Source organism: Candidatus Nanobsidianus stetteri (assembly GCF_003086415.1).
GTDB classification, from domain to species: domain Archaea; phylum Nanobdellota; class Nanobdellia; order Nanobdellales; family Nanobdellaceae; genus Nanobdella; species Nanobdella stetteri_A.
The window spans coordinates 22944-41132 of the sequence record NZ_QEFP02000006.1; the positions used below are offsets into that span (position 1 = coordinate 22944).

Here is an 18189-nt window from a genome sequence, read left to right on the forward strand (position 1 = left end):
TTCCCAAAGATAACTATACTTTATTATTAAACATTGCAATAGTTTCTATTACTATTTTTGATGCTAAATTATCACATACTTCATTTGAAAATAATTCTACTAAATCAAAACCAATTAGATTAATATTTCTTAATTCCTTTATAATCTTAAAATAATGATATGGTCTAATTCCAATACCTTCTAACCAATGTCCACATCCAGTATCAAATACATCTATATCAATTGAAATATATAAATTCTTATTTTTCAATATATCTGATATTTCTTTTGAAATTTCCTTTATATTATCCCAAACATCCAAAGGATTATAATATTTTATTCCCCATTCTTTTATTATATTCTTTTCTTCAAATGATAGATTAGATATACCAACAAAAATAATCTTTTCAGGTTCAATATAATTTTCCTTTATTAAATGATAAATAAGGCTTTGATAATTTGGATATGGATCTGGATGAATATCAGGATGAGCATCAAAATATAATAAATAAAAATCCCTCCAATTTTCTTTAATAATTTTTAATATTGGATATGTTATTGAATGATCTCCTCCCAAAAATATATATTTTTTATCTTTCCTATATATTTTTTTAATTTCATTATATATTTTTTCATATAATTTATCTAGATCTTTTATATCTTCTAAATCTATATCACCATAATCATATATTTCTTCCATATTTATTTCTCCAAATATTGGAGAAAATATTCTATAAGATGCATCTCTAATTGATTCAGGTCCTTCAATATAATTTTTTATATGAGATAAACTACCAATTTCGGATGGGATTCCTACTATTATCCATTTTGATTTATCATATTCACCCTGAGCATGTGCAAACATTAAACTAAAATAATTATCATACTTATATTTTTAATGGATAAAGAAAAAATGATTGAAGAATTAAATAATCAAATATCAAAATGTACAAGATGTCCTTTATATAAATTTAAAACAAATTATGTTCCAGGTGATGGTAATCCAAATTCAAAGATATTATTTATAGGGGAAGCACCTGGTAGAGAAGAGGATAAACAGGGAAAACCTTTTGTTGGAAAAGCTGGACAAGTATTAACTGAAAATATAAAAAATATATTAAATATGGATAGAAAAGATGTATATATAACAAATGTTGTTAAATGCAGACCACCAGAAAATAGAGAACCTGAAGAAGAAGAAATAAAAGCATGTTCCATTTGGCTAGAAAAGCAATTAGAAATAATTCAACCAGATATAATAGTAACTCTAGGTCATTATTCGACAAAATGGATTTTTGATTACTTTAAATTAAAATTTTCTTCAATAACAAAATTGAGAGGAAAAATATTTAAAGTAAATAAATGGGGAAAAATTATTACAATAATTCCAACATTACATCCAGCATCTACATTATATCATAAAGAATGGAGAGAATATTTTGATCAAGATTTTAAAACAATAAAAGAAATATTAAATAAAGATAAAAGGGAGGGAATATTAAAATTTATATGATGATGTTGCGCGCGACTGAATAAATGATGAATACACCTCCTCCCTGAAAAAATATAAAATAGTTAAAATATTAATTAATTATGGATAACATTCAAGATTTAGAAAACCAATTATTAACTCAAATAAGAAATTTATTATCACAAATAAATAACTATGTTTTACAATTACAAAGTTTAAATGAATATGAAAAAAATATTAGTGGAAATCCATATATTTTATATAATTATCAAATGCAAGAAATTAATAATTTAATAAATTTAATGAAATTGTTAATAAGTATTCTAGAAAGTATAAAAGATTATATAACTTTATATTATAAAGAAATAAGTGGAAATACATATATAACACCAAATATAAAAGTTGAAATAATTGGACAAATAAATAATGGAATAAAAGAAATAAAAAGCATGATTGATAAATTATTTGTAGAAATAGAAATATTAACTAATAATTTACAGAGATTTTAAATATTCTATTGTATAATTCAACATATCCTCATTTATATCTAAACCCTCAATTATATACCTAAATTTTTTCTTTGGAATTATAATCTTAAATGGTTTTAACTTTTTATGATATTGAATCAATTCAAAATTTGAATTATATAGATAAATATCCAATGGTTTTAAACAAAAAAATGTATGAACAAATCCATCTTCAACATCCTTTTTTAAATCTAAAATATATATTGTATTTTCTTTTGGTAATTGAAACATTAAACCAATAAAAGATCTAAGAGGACCAAAATATTTTATATTATACTTGTATTCCAATTTCTTTTATGTATCTTTTTTCTATATTTTGCTTAAATTCTGTATATCCACAATATCCACAATGATACCTATCTTTATGTTCTGCCATAAATCTTCCACATTTTGGACATATCTTTTTTAATCTAACTACCTTATTATCTTCAACCTTATATAATCTTAATATTTTCAAATCTTTCTTTTCGCTCATTGTATAATTTTATTCCTTTTTAATATATGTTTTGGCTCTAATTTTTTCATATCTTCCTCATTCTGATATACATTTATAAATGCTTTTGATCTCTGTTTTCCAAATTCTGTCAATATTTTTTCTACTACAATTAAATTCTTGTCTTTTCCAATCATTGCTGAAATTTTTTCCCTTATATCATCCCTCTTTGGTGTTGGTTCATTTTTATGATCTATTAAAACAATAATTTCTTCTCTATTTAATAATTGATTATTTTCCCTATTTATTATTTTTAGATCCATGTAAATAATTTATATGATATAATTTTTTAAAATGATGAATAGAAATAGTATAAAATGAACGATATCACTATAATGACTTATGGTCTATCATTCATAATAGGATATTTCTCAGCAGAATACATAATTAAGAAATTTTCACCAGAATTCTTTATTGAAATTAGAACAAAGACAAGGGAATATAGAGCAAAAATTCATCATTTATATTTATCAATATTTGGAATAGTATCAATAATAATTGGAACAATTACATATTTATATGAATTATATATATTAACAACATTATTTTTAGGTGCAGCAATTCATGATGCGGTATTGGAAATAAGAAAAAGATTAAAAAAATTAGATTATATTAAACAAAGCAAGTAATCCTACTATTAAACCTCCAATTCCAATTAAATCTGTTGGAGATACCTTTTCAGATACTACTATTTGAGATTGTGTATAGTTTGCTATTACATTGTTTGGTCCTAATACATATATTGGGACTTGAGTACTAAATGATGAAGAACCATATGTAGAATTACATATTATACCATATAATAAACTACTTATACCACTAGAAGCTCCTAGAATATTTATATCTAATTCTGCAGATCCATAAGAATAAAATAAATGATAATAAGTATATTTTTCTCATAAAAATTCATTCATAAAAACTTTTTAAATCTTATTACCAGTTGCAATTTCTATAACTTCATCTATTGTTTTTACAGGTGTTATCTTTATCTTATCAAATAAGTCTTCAGGTATATCATTATAATTACCCTCTGGTACTATAACTTCTTTTAATTTAGATTCAATTGCAGCTTCCACTTTTGCTATTATACCTCCAACAGGTAATACTTCTCCCCTTATTGATAAAGAACCTGTCATTGCTAGATCTTGTCTTACTGGCCAATTCTTTAATGCGGATATTATTGCAGTTGCAACAGTTATTGAAGCTGAATCTCCTTCTACACCTTCATATGTTTGTAAAAATTGAACATGAACCTTATATTTCTTCAAATCTTCTCCAAATTTCTTTTTTACTACTGCAGATACATTTACTATTGCCTCTTTTGCAATTTTTCCTAAATTTCCGGTAGCAGTAATTTCTCTACCACCCTTTCCAGGTACAACCTCTGCCTCTACAGGTAATACCAATCCTGAATAATATAACCTTGATCCAATTACTGCCAATCCATTTACCCTTCCAATTTCATATCCCTCAGTTTTTATTATTTGATATTCTTTCCTTCTTTCAATATAATATTTAGATATTTGTTCTTCAATTGTTAATGCCTTTTCCTTTGCTTCTATAACATCTTCAGGTTCTACATATTTTTTTCCTTTTGATTTTGCAATATCTCCAGCTAATCTTACCAATCCTCCCAAATCTCTTAATCTTAATGTTAAATAACTTTTTCTTCCAGATCTCCTTTGAGCTTCTCTAATAATTTCTATTACAGCTTCTTTTGTAAAATGCGGTATATTACCCGTTTTCTTAATTTCCTGTGCAACAAATTGAGCAAATTTATTTGCAGTTTCTTCTGTAAATAATATTTCAGAATTCATAAATACTTCATATCCATACCCTCTTATTCTTGATCTAAATGCTGGATGCAATTTTTCTAATGTTTCTAAATTTCCAGCTGCTACTAATACAAAATCGGCAGGAGCTGGTGTAGTTCTTACCATTGCACCAGCAGATCTCTCAGATCTTCCAAATATTGGATATTTCTTTTCTTGTAAAACGGATAATAATTCTATCTGAACCTCTGGTCTTAATGTTCCAATTTCATCTATAAACAATACCCCTTTATTTGCCTTATGTATTGCACCTGCAATTACCCTTTGATGTGGTGGAGTTTCAAGACCTCCAGATTGAAATGGATCATGTAATACATCCCCAAATAACATACCTTCAAATGCACCTGTAGCATCTACAAATGGTACAGAAGTTCTATTTGAATTATCTACCAATAATTTTGGTATATTTTTCATTATTTGCTTCTGCATTACCTGGAAAGAAAATGATAAACTAGCCATTAAAATCATAAATCCAATAAATGTTGCACCGGCCATTATATAATTTCCTACATAGTAAAAGTACATTGGAGTAAATGCTGATATAAGTAATAATAAAATATAGAAATATTGGAAAACTTTTGTTTGTTCCAATACTTTCTTTCTCATTTCTTCTACAATTTTTTTACCAGTTCCCATTGGTACTGTCTTTATTATTGGTTGATATTCATCATTTGGATTTGGGAATACCAATATATCTTCTAAATTTCTGACTTGTTCTTTATCTTCTGATAATATTTCTGCCAATGCCTGTGCTAGCATAGATTTACCAGTACCAGGATCTCCTATCAATAAAACATGTCTCCTCTGTTTAGCAGCTTTTTTAATTATATCCAACGCTTTATCTTGTCCAATAATTTGATCTGATATCTTTTCAGGTACATTTATTTCTTCCGTAGTCTTAAATTTGAATATATTATATAGATCTTTTATTGATATTATTGTATTTTCGGGCATAATACATTTTATAAAATTAAAAAATATAAAGATGAAATATGTTTGAATATATAAAAATAGATAGAAGAGTAATATATTATTTAATGATTATAGGTTTTTTCCTATCCTTTAATCATTGGGATAATTTATTTATTGGATTGGCTAATTTATTTTTCTCAATAATTTATACAATAATTTCATACTTTATACTTTTATTTATATTTAATTTAGTTTCATCATTTTATGGTTTATATATTTATCTAGATAATGTTATTGCAGAATTAAAAATATTATTTTATAAAAAGAGATCTTATGCATTTTTTTATTATTTATTAATTATTTTAGAAATAATACTATTCTTTATATTTAGAAATAACCTGTTTTTATATGTTATGATATCTCTTTTTATAATATTATTCTTTTATAATTATATAAAACAATTAAAGATAAAAAGTTCAAAGAGTGAACAATTAAACTTTACATACATACATAGATATAATTTAAGTTATATAATTACAATTATAGTATCAATAATTACACTTGGTTTATTTGTTCCAGTAATATTTTCTATGAAGCCAATAGTAATAGAATATAAAAGGCTTGGAAGAAGTAAAAATATAGAAGTAAGAAATGACGAATTATTAAGGATATTTTTCATTTCTACAATAATATTATGGATAATATATTCATCAATAAAATATATATCATCTTATTCAACAATATTGTATGGTTTTGTTTATTATTTCTTTAATTTCTTATTTTTCTTTACATATTCATCAATAATACCAATAGGGATATTATTATCCCCATACTTATCAATTAGAAAGGGATATGTATATTCAAATAAATTTATTGGAGATACATTAATATTATCAAATACACCATTTTATCTTGCATCTATTGTAACTATCGCTCTATTGCCAATATTTTCAATAATATTTAGCCCAATAGAAGTAATAATATTTTCTCTAGCTATATTTTCTATAATATGGATTAGAAAGCAATTTGACGTTCTAACAAAATGATATAAAAATTATTAAGGTCCATATTCATTGATTAATAGTAAAAAATTAATAATATTTAAAAGGTTAACTTTATAAACATAATATTTAAAAATTTATTATGGTCCAAAAGCTTATAAAAAATCCAGAATTAAAATGTCCAGTATGTGGAAGTACAGAATTTATATACAATGAAAAGACAGCAGAGCTAGTATGTGCAAAATGTGGTTATGTAATTGAGGAAGTTCCATATCTAGGAAAGGAATACAGGACAATAAATTCAGAAGATGCAGAAAAATTATCAAGAACTGGTAGTGCAATGAGGTATACAAATATACCAAGTATGATATCAACAGAAATTGGAAAGGCAGAATCAAAAGATGAAGATACAACATTATCAAGAAAATTAAAGAAATGGCAACAAAGATCCACAAGTTCTTATGAAAGAAATTTAAAATTAGCACAACAAGAATTAAGAAGAATTTCTTCATTCTTACAATTGCCAAAACAAGTAGAAGAAACAGCATTGAAATTATATTTAGATGCTGTTGAAAAAGGATTAATTAGAGGAAGATCTGTAGAAACAGTCATTGCTGCATGTACATATATAGCATGTAGAATACATGATGTTGCAAGAACAATAGATGAAATAGTTAAAGCATCAAATATACATAAAAAAGAATTAGGAAGGACATATAAACATCTATTACAAGCATTAAAGATAAAAATACAACCAATAGATGTTACAGAATATGTACATAGATTTTCATCATTATTGGGTTTACCACCAGAAGTTGTATCTACAGCAATAGAAATTGTTAATAAAGCAAAAGAATCTGATATAACTGCTGGTAGAGGTCCAGCAGGAGTTGCAGCAGCTGCAATATATTTGGCATGTGTAAAGCATGGAATACAAAAGACACAAAAAGATATAGCAGAAGTTGCTGGAATAACTGAAGTTACAATAAGAAATAGATATAAGGAAATGTTAGAAAAATTAAATCTTAAAGATATTGAAGCAAAAATGAATAGCGCTGAGGAATGGTAATACTACCAAAGGCTCTAAAAATTAAAAATAGATATATTTTGATAGATTTTTTTGATGAAGAAAAATTAAAAAATGATTTTATTAAATATTTTGGATATATAAATTATTATGATTTACATTTAAATAAAATAGAAATAAATAAGAGGATAATCTTGTCAATAAACAAAAAACATTTGTATAAAATTATTTTTTTATTATATTTACAAAATATAAAAAATTTTAAAATATTTAAAACATTAAAAGGTGCAAAATCTTTTTTAAATATATCTTAAACTTTATCTTTATGGAAACTGATATTGGACAATTTGGACCAATGGATAGAGGATGGGCAATATTCTCACCAGAAGGAAAATTAATATTAGTAGAATACGCAAAACAAGCTGCAAAAGCTGGATCAACAGCAATTGGAATATGTACAACAGATGGTGTATTAATAATTGCAGATAAAAAAATACCAAGCAAATTAATTATAACAGATTCTATTGAAAAGATTATGGAAATTGATGATAATATAATTGGAACATTCTCCGGATTTATACCAGATGGTAGGGTATTAATAGATTATGCAAGGGAAATTGCTCAACAACATAAATTACAATACGGAAAACAAATAGATATAGAATTATTAGTAAGGGAAATAAGCGATATAATGCAATCTTATACAAGATTTGGTGGAGTAAGACCTTTTGCCGTATCATTAATAATTGGTGGAATAGATAAAGATGGTGAACCAAAGTTATTTTCATTAGACCCATCCGGAATATTTTATAGATATAAGGCTGTTGTAATTGGAGAGGGTGAGGATAAAATTACACCAATATTGGAAGAAAGATATAAAGAGATGGACTTAAATGAAGCAATTAAATTTGGAATAGATGTATTAAAAGAATATTTGGGAAATAATTTTGCATATGAGAGATTAATATTATCATATGTAAAGAAAGGTGAAAAAGTTAAAACACTTGAAAATCATGAAGTAAAAGAATTGTATGAAGGATAAAGATACAGAAATAAGTATAAAATATAAAAAGGAAGGCTATAATTTTGAAATAATTGTATATTTAAAAAAGGCTTTCGAATATAAAGAAGGAAAAATAAAAGATATAAGGGAAGTATTGGCTGTAGAAGAAATTTTTAAGGATTCTAAAAAGGGAGAAAGGGCATCAACTGAATCTTTAAAGAAGGCTTTTGGAACTACGGATGTTCTTGAAGTTGCTAAACAAATATTAGAAAATTCTGAGATTCCATTACCAACAGAATATAAGAGAGAATTAATTGAAGAAAAGAAAAAACAGATTATTGAATATATAAGAAGAATAGCATACGATAGTAAAAATAACATGCCATTAACATATGAAAGAGCAAAAGAATTATTTGAAATGGTAAAATATAATGTAGATATAAACAAACCAGTAGAAAAACAGGCTGAAGAAGTTTTAAAGGAAATAAGAAAGAAATATCCATTAAAGATAGAATATAAAAATATAAAACTTATAGTATATCCAAATAAATTCAGGATAATTGGAATAATAAAAAATAAATATAAAATTATAAAAGAGAATTGGGGAGAAAATTATGAAGCAATATTGGAAATACCAATTGGATTATTATCAGAATTTTATTCAGATATAGGAAAATTATGTGGGGAAGATTGTATAGTTGAGGAAATAAAAAAGTAATTATTGGGATTTTCCTTTATCTCCGCCCTGTTTTTCAGATCCTTTTCCACCTTCAGAACCAACACTAGTACCGGAAAATATCAAAAATATTCCTATTAAAATAAAGAATATCATTGCAAACAATATATAAGGATTAAAGGTTATTATATAATTTTGTGCCTGTGGAGATGTACCTAAAGTTATTGATAAAAAGTAACTTTGATATGCATAATACATAGATAGTAAAGCAAATAGAATAATAAATACTACTATTATTATTGGTAAATATCTAGCACCACTTGGTCTTCCTTCACTTGAAAATAATCTTTTTTCTATTACTTCAAATATTTTACCATTTGTTAAGAAAGATCCTATAATTATGAAGAAAAAGAATACCAAAATCATTGATACTGTAAAAGCTACAAAATATTGAGTATATAATACAAAACCAGTAAATGTTGTTAACAATATTGATGCAGAAACCGATATAATAAATGCTAATATACTATATATATCTTTCTTTGATCCCCCTTCATCTTTCTTTTCCCCTTTTTCACCTGCTTTTACCATACTATCCATTAAAAATTTTATTAGAAAATATAATATTCCAAAATAGAATAGAAAAACAAATATTAAATTTATTCCCAATACATTTACTACATTTATTATAAAATCTGCAAATGATGTCATATATAAAAATTTGCTTTTATTACTTTTAAATTATTACATAGAATCATAAATATTTATATATTCGTTTATATTATTTTTCCAATCAAATTTTTTAGATATTTCATACATTTGCTTTTTTATTTCCATTTTATCATATAAATCCAAATTATAATATTGTAAAAATTTATTATATATAAGTTCTTTATCCAAATTATTTGGATCTACATTAATTATATATTCATGATTTATGTTTTTACTTATTAGATTTCTATAAAATCCTGTTTTATTAGATAAAACAATTGGAACAAAATTGTTCAATGCTTCTAATGGTGTATATCCATAAGGTTCGTATCTTGATAAAAATACACCAAAATCAAATGCTGGTAATATATATTCTGGATCTAAACTAAATAAAATATCATTTCCAAGATAAACTGGAACATATATAACTTTTACATAATTATTTTTATCATTATTTAAATTGTTTTCCTTCAATTTTTCAATTATAATATTATTTTCTACATCATGAGTACATATTGGAGGGCTTCTATTCTTTATTCTATCTAATTTATCCAATACATTTTTTCCGTTATATAAAGATCTAATAATTAAATGTATATTTTCCTCTATATTTTCCTTCAATTTAATATACTCTTTATAAGATCTTATTATATCACTATTTTGTCCTTTAATATTATAGGGAACAAAAATAAATGCAATAGTATTTAATCTCTTTTCATCTAAATATTTTAATAAATCAATAAATAAATCTAAACCCTTATTATATGGTTCATATCTTCCAATAGTATATATTAGTAAATATTTTTCTGGTAAATCATAATATGGATGAAAATACCATGTTAAAAATTCATCTATCCATTTCTTCGAAATTTTATAATAATTAAATAATTCTTTTTCTTTTACATTTATATAATTGTATGTTATATAATCTGGTTTTCTTTTGTATATTTTATATGCTTCCTCTCCTAAATTATCTGATACTACTGTAAATATATCAGAATTTAATATTGCCTGTTTTTCCAATTGATATTTTGAATTTATTCCCAATCTATATGAATCTTTATCTGGATCTATTATATTCAATGCATTTTCTACATTTACATTTTTTTCAGATAATGTTCTTCCAATAACTGTTCCATGGATTGTTAATATTGTTTTATAATTTAGATTATTTTTCTTTATATATAATATTGTACCGCCAGATAACCATTCATGTGCATGTAATATTTTCTTCTCATTAAAATATTTATCCAATTTTTCTAAAAATATACCAACAGCAACAGACCATAATAATGGTTCATCAAAAGTAAAATCAGAATTTAAAGAATCTATTTTATACCATTCCCAATATTTATATTTCCATAAATTTCTTTCTTTATTAAAAAATTCATCAAATTCTATTAAAAATACATTTGGCTTTGATTCAATATTCCAATATCCATAATGTACTTTAATTCCATCCAATTGATAATTTATTTCTTTTATATAATCGGGAGGATCTAATTCAATAAATTCTGAACTATTTTTATATGGACCAATCAAAAAATATTTATCCTTATATCTTTCTTTTATATATTTTGCTTTAGTAGATATTACAGTATATATTCCTCCTACTTTATTGCATACTTCCCAAGATTGTTCAAATAATATCATCTGAATAAAATATCAAATATGCTTCTTCTCTTTCTATTACCAGTTATACAATATGCTAGCTCATCTATATATTTCAATGCCTTTGATTTTTCATTATAAAATGCGATTGGTTGATATTGAAATTGATAATTAATAAAATCTTTAATTACTGGAATAACTACATATACTTCTTTATTATATACATCCTCTATAAAATCTATTTCAATACTCTTATCATATTTATTTAATACTATTTTAACTTTATTTTTATCTAAGAGATCGTATAATTTTTTATTTACATATAAAGAATAGAAATCTGGATTTATTACTAAAAAATTTATATCAGATACTTTTTCAATATTTAATATATAATTTATATTCGGAAGTACATCAAAAATAATTACATCATAATACCTTTTCAAATAATTTAAATCATTAATATTAAAATCTAAATTATCTATAATTTTTAAATGGAAGTATGGTAATACCTTTATTCCTTGATATATTTTATTTCCAAATAATTTTTCATTATTTAGAAATATTAGATTCGAAGAATAAATTCCATTTGTATCTATTATCAATACTTTATAATTATATTCCTTTTTTAAATATGCTGCAAGATTATTTGCTAATGTAGTTTTTCCAACCCCGCCCTTTAATGATATAAAAGATACTATCATAATCCTAATAATTTTGAAAATTTTATTTCAGCTTCTTCTTTTGAAATTTTTTTCTTTACATATATTTCATGAATTTTTAAGAAATTTCCTATAATTTTTATATATTCATCCTTATCTTTTGCTTCCTTTATTTTTTCATATAAACTTTCCTCCTTTAATGAATTTTTTATCCATTCTGGAAAATGATTTTTATGATAATTAAATTTATCTTGATCTGCATTGTATAACCAAATTAACAAATCTTGAAGACCATATAATTTTTGTCCATCAATAGTAATAAATGCTTGTTTTTCATCATCAACTTCAATCATATTAAATTTTATATTGTTATATCTTTAAAAGATATTTATGACAGGCATTGTATTTTATTTCCATGCACATCAACCAAGAAGAATAAGATATTATTCTTTTTTTGATATTGGATCAAAAAATTATTTCAACGATGATTTAAATAAAAGAATATTAGATAGGGTTGTATATAAATGTTATAAGCCAGCATTAGAAATGATATATGATAATATTACAAAATATGATATAAAAGTATCATTTTCAATTTCTGGAACATTAATTGAGCAATTAGAATTATACCATCCAGAAATTTTGGAATTATGGAAAAAATTGGTAGATACTGGAAATGTAGAAATTGTATCTGAAACTTACTACCATTCATTGGCATATTTAATTGATAAAGATGAATTTATTAACCAAATAAAATTGCATAGAAAGAAAATAAAAGAAATATTTAATTATAAATCTAAAAGCTTTAGAAATTTTGAGCTTGTATTTAATAATGAAATAGGAGAAATTGTATATTCTTTAGGATATAAAGTTGCATTAACTGAAGGAACTGAAAAAATTTTAGGAAATAGAAGTCCAAATTATGTTTATAAATTAAAAATAAATAATCTAAGATTATTATTAAGAAACTATAGATTATCTGATGATATAGGATTTAGATTTACAAATAAGAATTGGTCGGAATATCCATTAACTGCGGATAAATATTATTTATGGCTAAAGAGTACTCCGGGAGATATAATAAATATATTCATGGATTTTGAAACAATTGGGGAACATATATGGAAAGAATCTGGAATATTTGAATTTTGGAATAAGTTATTTGAATATATTGGAAAAGAAAGATATTTTGAAACATATAATATAACTGAAGCTGCAGAAGAATTTGATTATAAAGGTGAATTAGATATTCCAGAATTAATATCATGGGCTGATATTGAGAGAGACTTGTCTGCATGGATTGGGGATAGTATACAAAGAGAAGCTTTAGATTATTTAAGAGAATTATATAAAAAATATAAGAATGATGAAAAGATACTAAATATATTAAGATATTTATCAACTTCAGATAATTTCTATTATATGAGTTTAAAATATAATAGCGATGGAGATGTACATAAATATTTTAGGGAAGAAGCTTTTGCAACCCCATATGATTCTTTTATATCATATATGAATATTCTAAAAGATATAGAATTAAATGAGGCTATTGAAAATAGAAATTAATTTTTCTACAGAATCTTTCCAAGATAAATTTTTTATATCATCTAAACATAGTTTTATCTCATATTCTCCCAATTTTGGATAAGATAACAATGCCAATATATAATCTGCCATTTTATTTACATCCCAAAAATCAACTGCCATTGCATTTTTTAATACTTCATATACACCCGTTTGTTTTGATATTATAATAAAGTCTTTATATTTTAAAGCTTCGAAGGGAGTTAAACCAAAAGGTTCTGATACGGATGGCAAAACAAATATATCTGCTATTGAATATAAATATTCTGCTAAATCATCATCAACCCATCCAGTAAATATTACATTTTTTGATATATTTAAATCTGCAGCCATTTTTATTAATTGTTCCAACATTTCTCCAGTTCCTGCAAATATAAATAATACATCCTTTCTTTTTTCTAAAACTCTTTTAGCTGCTCTTAATAAATAATCTGGACCTTTATGCATTGTCATTCTCCCAAGATATAATACTATTTTATATTTCTCCTTTATTTTACTATTTATTTTTTCTTTTATACTAAAATCATCATCTGGGGCGTTATATATTACATCAATCTTCTTTTCATCACAATTATAATATTTTACCAATATATCCTTTTCCCTTTTACTTACTACTATAACCTTATCAGCATATTTACAAGCTTCCAACTCTATTCCATAATCATAATCAAATAAATATTTTAATATATCTGGATTTCCTCCAACTCTATCATATACTAAAGAATGAAAATGAATAACCAATGGTTTTTTATATATTTTCTTTATTTCTATACCTGCTAAAGCTGTTAACCAATCATATGCATATATAATATCAAAATCCAATTTCATATTCTTCAACACATCTAATATTCTATCTTTATATTCAATTACCGCTCTTTTATAATCTATAATTTTTCTTTTATATAATGTAAAAGACTCATATTTAAAATAATCTATATATGATTGATATACTTTCATATTTAATCCGAAGATTTTTGAATTCTTTAATTTATTATTCCAAAAAGATTTTACATCATCAGTCAAGTTTAAAATAAATAAATAAACATTGTTATTAAAATAATCAAGATATTTTAAATAATAATATGTTACTTTTTCCAATCCGCCACCTTTTTGAGGAAACACTCCCCATGATAAAAAGAGTATTTTCATAATTAAAAGATAAATAAAAATAATTATAAATCTTTTAACAAAAATATTTGTATGGAAAATGTAATTGAATTGGATATTTTTGATTATGCTATTATAAATAATAAAGGTTCCTTTTTGTTTTTACCTTTACTATATAACAGTAGATATTTTGGTTTATTACAATATTATAATAACAATTTTATCAAAATAATAGAAAAAATAGAAAATAGGGAGATAAATTATAATGAAATTGAAAAAGTAATATTAAAAGATTATAATGATTTAAAAATAATTTATAAAAATGGATGGGAAGAATATAAATTAATAGACAATAAATTAATATATAAAACAAATAAATATTCTACTTTGAATGTTTATTTCGATATAAGATATTTATATGATATAGATGAATGGGGAAGGATATATAATAATGAAAAAAATAAAGATTATGTAAAGATAAAATTTAATAAAGGTGATTTAAACTATGAAGTAATAATAAAGGGATTTGAAGTTTATCAAGAATTAAATAAATGGATAAAGGTAAATTATAATTATGATTTATATAGAAAATCTCCTCCATTTGAAAGATATATATATTTACCATTTTCCTTTTATGCAAAAGAATTGGAAATAATATATAAAAATGATAAGGAAAATTTAAATGGAAAGAATTTAATTGAAAATAGGTTATTATCCTTTATTTATGATAATAATATCTCTGCAGGTTTTCCATGGTATTTTCAAGAATGGAGTAGAGATATATTAATTTCATTAAAGGGATTATATTATATTAATAAAGATATTGTAAAGAATAAGTTAATTGAATATTCAAATTATTTTTTACTAGATGGAAGATTAAAAAATATAAAAAATGAAAATGTTGGAAATTCTGATGGAATTGGATTATATATTTTTAGATTATTTCAATTTAAAGATTTGTTTGAAAAAGAAATATTTGATAAATTAATAGATAATATAATTGAAAAGTTAAAATTATTTGAAGAAAATTATTTAGATGAAAAATTATTCTTATTTAAAGCATATCCAAATGAAACATGGATGGATACATTAAATAGAATTTATCCAATAGAAATACAATTCTTAATGGCAAATGCATATGATAACTTATATAATTATACAAAAAAAGATGAATATAAAGAAAAATTGGAAAAAATAAAGAATTCAATTAGAAAAAATTATTTATCAGATTATTCTTTATATGATGATATAAAAAATAAAAAGATAAGATGTAATATATTTTTATCCTATTATTTTTATCCGAAGATATTTTCAAATTATGAGTGGGAAAATATTTTTGATTATTCATTAACTCATTTATATCTAAAATGGGGAGGAATTAGTAGTTTATCTATATTTGATAAAGAATTTATTCCATATAGTAATGAGGATAATTATTTTAAAAATGAGGGAAAGTCAATGCATAATGGAGATTCATGGATTTTTATAAATAACATTGCTGCTATTGATTTATATAATTTAAATAAGGAAAAATACGGAAATATAATAAATAGTATTTTAAAATCTAATGAAAGATTGATAAAAATGATAGGAACATTACCAGAAAGATCCAGCGCATATGAATTAAAACCAGCAGGGGCTTTACATCAACTATGGTCAATATCAACTTATATAGAATTATTAAATAATATAAAATAAGATGTGGTGGAAAAAATATGGGTTCTTTAAGAATCCCTTGGATATAAGACCAAATGAAGATTTGGTAGGAGTAGATGATATAATAAAAAAGGTAAAAGATTCTATAATAAATGGTGAAATATTTCTATTATATGGTCCAATTGGTTCAGGGAAAACATCTTTAGCATTTAAAATTAAAAAAGATCTATCAGATGATTATAATGTAATATATATAAATGGAGAATATGAAAAGGATAAAGACATAAATTATATAATTGAAAAAAATAAGTATATTAAGTTTTTATTTTTTAAATTTGAAAATAAATTACCCATAGTATTAATATTAGATGAATTTTATAATTTTCCAGAAGATGTATCTAAAAAACTAAAATATTTATATGATAATAGAATTGTTCATTCAATAATGTTAATTCAACCATCCCCACAAATAATGAATGCTTCTTTATCTTTCTTGAATAGATTATATAGAAAGATTGAAATGAAATTCCCTCCAGAAGATGAAATATTAAAATTAATAAATAAGAAATTAAAGGGAAGAGTAAATATAGATGAAAAAATATTGAGAAATTTAATAAGAAAAAATAATAATAATGTTAGACAGATATTTATTGAATTAAATAATTTATTGGAGGAGGGAATAAATAATATAAATAAGGAATTAGAAGAAATAAAGAATTTTGAAGGCGATATAAAATTATCAAATACACAAATAAAAATTCTAGAAGTATTATATAAAAATAAGATGTCTTCAAGAGAAATATCAAGAATATTAGATCTTCCAAGAAATACTGTATCAAAATATTTGAATAAAATGTATAAAAAAGGTATATTAATAAGAGAAGTAAATAACAATGAATATATTTATAGTATAAATCCACAATATATAAATATTATATCAAAGAAGATTGGAAAATAGCCACCGTAGCTCAGCTGGTAGAGCGCTACCCTGGTAAGGTAGAGGCCCCGGGTTCAAATCCCGGCGGTGGCACTGGCTTTTCATTTAATTTTTCAAAAGATATACTTAAAATTTAATAAATTATAATTATTTAATGTGGAATAAAATTGTTAATAATGGTTATTTAAACAATAAAGATAATACTTTATCTATTATTATTAATATTACTAATTTAATTAGCAATAAATACTTAATAAGAGGAAATTATTTACAAATAATTGTAAAAAACTTTAATATGCTAATAATCAAAATATTCTTAAGTATTAGAAAAATAATTAAATCATTAATAATTATTTATATGAGACATAGGCATCATAGAAATCATAATGGATTTCGAAGACATAAACACTGGTATAACAATTATTATTATGATATTTATAAATATAATAATGTAAGTAGAAGCAAACCTAGAAGAAGTAGAATTATTAAAAATATTGTTCGTATAATAATAATTTTATTAATAATATTTGTAGTCTTTGATAATCTATCATATATAAAACAAATTCTAAAAACCCTACAAACAAGTATTAATAACATTTCAACAACTATACAATCAATAACCACATCTACACAACCCACAATAAATTCAACATGGGTTTTTCAATTCTTTAGCATTGTAAATCAATATAGACAATCAATTGGTGCTCCACCATTGCAATATTGTCCTTGGCTAGACAACTTTGCCTATATTAGATTTGAAACAATGATTCAAAATCCCGCAATAAGTCACTATGGTTTTGATCAAGACTTTAATGAATACTTTAGTCAATATCAAAATTACTTATCTCTGTCAATTGGAGAAGAGGTTCTGCATCCAGATGGTTATACACCAGATGAATATGTACAAGATATGCAATCAAGCGCACCAATCCATTGGGAGGGATTGATAGATGCTAATTATACATATTATGGATATTACATTGGTTACGGACCAGATTACGTA

General features: G+C 23.6%; 22 protein-coding genes and 1 tRNA gene. 13 read left to right on the forward strand and 10 right to left on the reverse strand.

The annotated features are described in order from the left end of the window. Positions 1-13: 13 nt before the first annotated feature. Positions 14-844: an arginase family protein gene (locus DDW03_RS01290; RefSeq protein ID WP_228615262.1), complete on the reverse strand. Its 831-nt coding sequence runs from the start codon at positions 842-844 to the stop codon at positions 14-16. A gap of 33 nt (positions 845-877) precedes the next feature. Between DDW03_RS01290 and udg the strand changes: the two genes are divergently transcribed. Then, positions 878-1492 (forward strand): type-4 uracil-DNA glycosylase, encoded by a 615-nt coding sequence (udg, locus tag DDW03_RS01295; RefSeq protein ID WP_228615263.1) that lies wholly within the window; start codon positions 878-880, stop codon positions 1490-1492. 80 nt (positions 1493-1572) lie between these two features. Then, positions 1573-1959: a hypothetical protein gene (locus tag DDW03_RS01300; RefSeq protein WP_228615264.1), complete on the forward strand. Its 387-nt coding sequence runs from the start codon at positions 1573-1575 to the stop codon at positions 1957-1959. Here the strand turns inward: DDW03_RS01300 and DDW03_RS01305 are convergent. Genes DDW03_RS01305 through DDW03_RS01315 form a run of 3 tightly spaced genes read right to left on the reverse strand, consistent with a single transcriptional unit; the run spans position 1945 to position 2733 of the window. Beyond that, a complete protein-coding gene (locus DDW03_RS01305) occupies positions 1945-2265 on the reverse strand; it encodes a DUF192 domain-containing protein (RefSeq protein ID WP_228615265.1) in 321 nt (106 codons plus the stop codon). The two genes, DDW03_RS01300 and DDW03_RS01305, sit on opposite strands and share 15 nt — an antisense overlap. Further along, positions 2249-2452 carry a 30S ribosomal protein S27ae gene (locus DDW03_RS01310; RefSeq protein WP_228615266.1) on the reverse strand — a complete coding sequence of 68 codons (204 nt, stop codon included), beginning with the start codon at positions 2450-2452 and terminating at the stop codon, positions 2249-2251. Before DDW03_RS01310 ends, DDW03_RS01305 begins: the two co-directional genes overlap by 17 nt. Then, complete coding sequence (locus tag DDW03_RS01315) at positions 2449-2733, reverse strand: 30S ribosomal protein S24e (RefSeq protein WP_228615267.1); 285 nt, start codon at positions 2731-2733, stop codon at positions 2449-2451. Before DDW03_RS01315 ends, DDW03_RS01310 begins: the two co-directional genes overlap by 4 nt. Before the next feature lie 54 nt (positions 2734-2787). Here DDW03_RS01315 and DDW03_RS01320 point away from each other — a divergent pair, with 54 nt between their 5' ends. Next, complete coding sequence (locus DDW03_RS01320) at positions 2788-3099, forward strand: hypothetical protein (RefSeq protein ID WP_228615268.1); 312 nt, start codon at positions 2788-2790, stop codon at positions 3097-3099. 294 nt (positions 3100-3393) lie between these two features. Here the strand turns inward: DDW03_RS01320 and lonB are convergent, their stop codons facing one another. Then, on the reverse strand, positions 3394-5256 hold the full coding sequence (lonB, locus tag DDW03_RS01325) for an ATP-dependent protease LonB (protein ID WP_228615269.1): 1863 nt from the start codon (positions 5254-5256) through the stop codon (positions 3394-3396). Positions 5257-5294: 38 nt separating this feature from the next. On the opposite strand from lonB, the gene DDW03_RS01330 reads away from it, so the two are divergent. From DDW03_RS01330 to DDW03_RS01350, 5 genes are all read left to right on the forward strand, one after another. Further along, complete coding sequence (locus DDW03_RS01330; RefSeq protein WP_228615270.1) at positions 5295-6260, forward strand: hypothetical protein; 966 nt, start codon at positions 5295-5297, stop codon at positions 6258-6260. 97 nt (positions 6261-6357) lie between these two features. Beyond that, positions 6358-7284 carry a transcription initiation factor IIB gene (locus tag DDW03_RS01335; RefSeq protein ID WP_228615271.1) on the forward strand — a complete coding sequence of 309 codons (927 nt, stop codon included), beginning with the start codon at positions 6358-6360 and terminating at the stop codon, positions 7282-7284. Beyond that, positions 7278-7556, forward strand: a complete 279-nt coding sequence (locus DDW03_RS01340; RefSeq protein WP_228615272.1) for a hypothetical protein — start codon at positions 7278-7280, stop codon at positions 7554-7556. Before DDW03_RS01335 ends, DDW03_RS01340 begins: the two co-directional genes overlap by 7 nt. An 11-nt stretch (positions 7557-7567) precedes the next feature. After that, entirely contained in the window at positions 7568-8284 is a 717-nt protein-coding gene (locus DDW03_RS01345) for an archaeal proteasome endopeptidase complex subunit alpha (protein ID WP_228615273.1), read from the forward strand. Then, a complete protein-coding gene (locus tag DDW03_RS01350; protein ID WP_228615274.1) occupies positions 8274-8963 on the forward strand; it encodes a ribosome assembly factor SBDS in 690 nt (229 codons plus the stop codon). The genes DDW03_RS01345 and DDW03_RS01350 overlap by 11 nt, the downstream gene beginning before the upstream one ends. Here the strand turns inward: DDW03_RS01350 and DDW03_RS01355 are convergent, their stop codons facing one another. The 4 genes from DDW03_RS01355 to DDW03_RS01370 are packed head-to-tail and all read right to left on the reverse strand — an operon-like array spanning position 8964 to position 12255. Next, entirely contained in the window at positions 8964-9632 is a 669-nt protein-coding gene (locus DDW03_RS01355) for a hypothetical protein (RefSeq protein WP_228615275.1), read from the reverse strand. A 33-nt stretch (positions 9633-9665) separates the two neighbouring features. Continuing rightward, positions 9666-11285 (reverse strand): glycosyltransferase, encoded by a 1620-nt coding sequence (locus DDW03_RS01360; RefSeq protein ID WP_228615276.1) that lies wholly within the window; start codon positions 11283-11285, stop codon positions 9666-9668. Continuing rightward, on the reverse strand, positions 11282-11944 hold the full coding sequence (locus DDW03_RS01365) for a CpaE/TadZ family protein (protein WP_228615277.1): 663 nt from the start codon (positions 11942-11944) through the stop codon (positions 11282-11284). The genes DDW03_RS01360 and DDW03_RS01365 overlap by 4 nt, the downstream gene beginning before the upstream one ends. Next, positions 11941-12255 carry a hypothetical protein gene (locus tag DDW03_RS01370; RefSeq protein ID WP_228615278.1) on the reverse strand — a complete coding sequence of 105 codons (315 nt, stop codon included), beginning with the start codon at positions 12253-12255 and terminating at the stop codon, positions 11941-11943. Before DDW03_RS01370 ends, DDW03_RS01365 begins: the two co-directional genes overlap by 4 nt. A gap of 37 nt (positions 12256-12292) precedes the next feature. On the opposite strand from DDW03_RS01370, the gene DDW03_RS01375 reads away from it, so the two are divergent. Next, on the forward strand, positions 12293-13468 hold the full coding sequence (locus DDW03_RS01375) for a glycoside hydrolase family 57 protein (RefSeq protein ID WP_228615279.1): 1176 nt from the start codon (positions 12293-12295) through the stop codon (positions 13466-13468). On the opposite strand, the gene DDW03_RS01380 is transcribed toward DDW03_RS01375, so the two are convergent. Beyond that, on the reverse strand, positions 13439-14635 hold the full coding sequence (locus tag DDW03_RS01380; protein WP_228615280.1) for a glycosyltransferase family 4 protein: 1197 nt from the start codon (positions 14633-14635) through the stop codon (positions 13439-13441). The genes DDW03_RS01375 and DDW03_RS01380 overlap by 30 nt on opposite strands. 51 nt (positions 14636-14686) lie before the next feature. On the opposite strand from DDW03_RS01380, the gene DDW03_RS01385 reads away from it, so the two are divergent. The 4 genes from DDW03_RS01385 to DDW03_RS01400 form a co-directional block, all read left to right on the forward strand. Then, on the forward strand, positions 14687-16291 hold the full coding sequence (locus DDW03_RS01385) for an amylo-alpha-1,6-glucosidase (RefSeq protein WP_228615281.1): 1605 nt from the start codon (positions 14687-14689) through the stop codon (positions 16289-16291). 1 nt (position 16292) lies between these two features. Then, positions 16293-17207, forward strand: a complete 915-nt coding sequence (locus DDW03_RS01390) for an AAA family ATPase (RefSeq protein WP_228615282.1) — start codon at positions 16293-16295, stop codon at positions 17205-17207. Further along, positions 17207-17279 (forward strand) — tRNA-Thr (locus DDW03_RS01395). The genes DDW03_RS01390 and DDW03_RS01395 overlap by 1 nt, the downstream gene beginning before the upstream one ends. A 61-nt stretch (positions 17280-17340) precedes the next feature. Further along, a partial coding sequence (locus DDW03_RS01400) for a CAP domain-containing protein (RefSeq protein ID WP_228615283.1) occupies positions 17341-18189 on the forward strand: 849 nt, incomplete at its 3' end.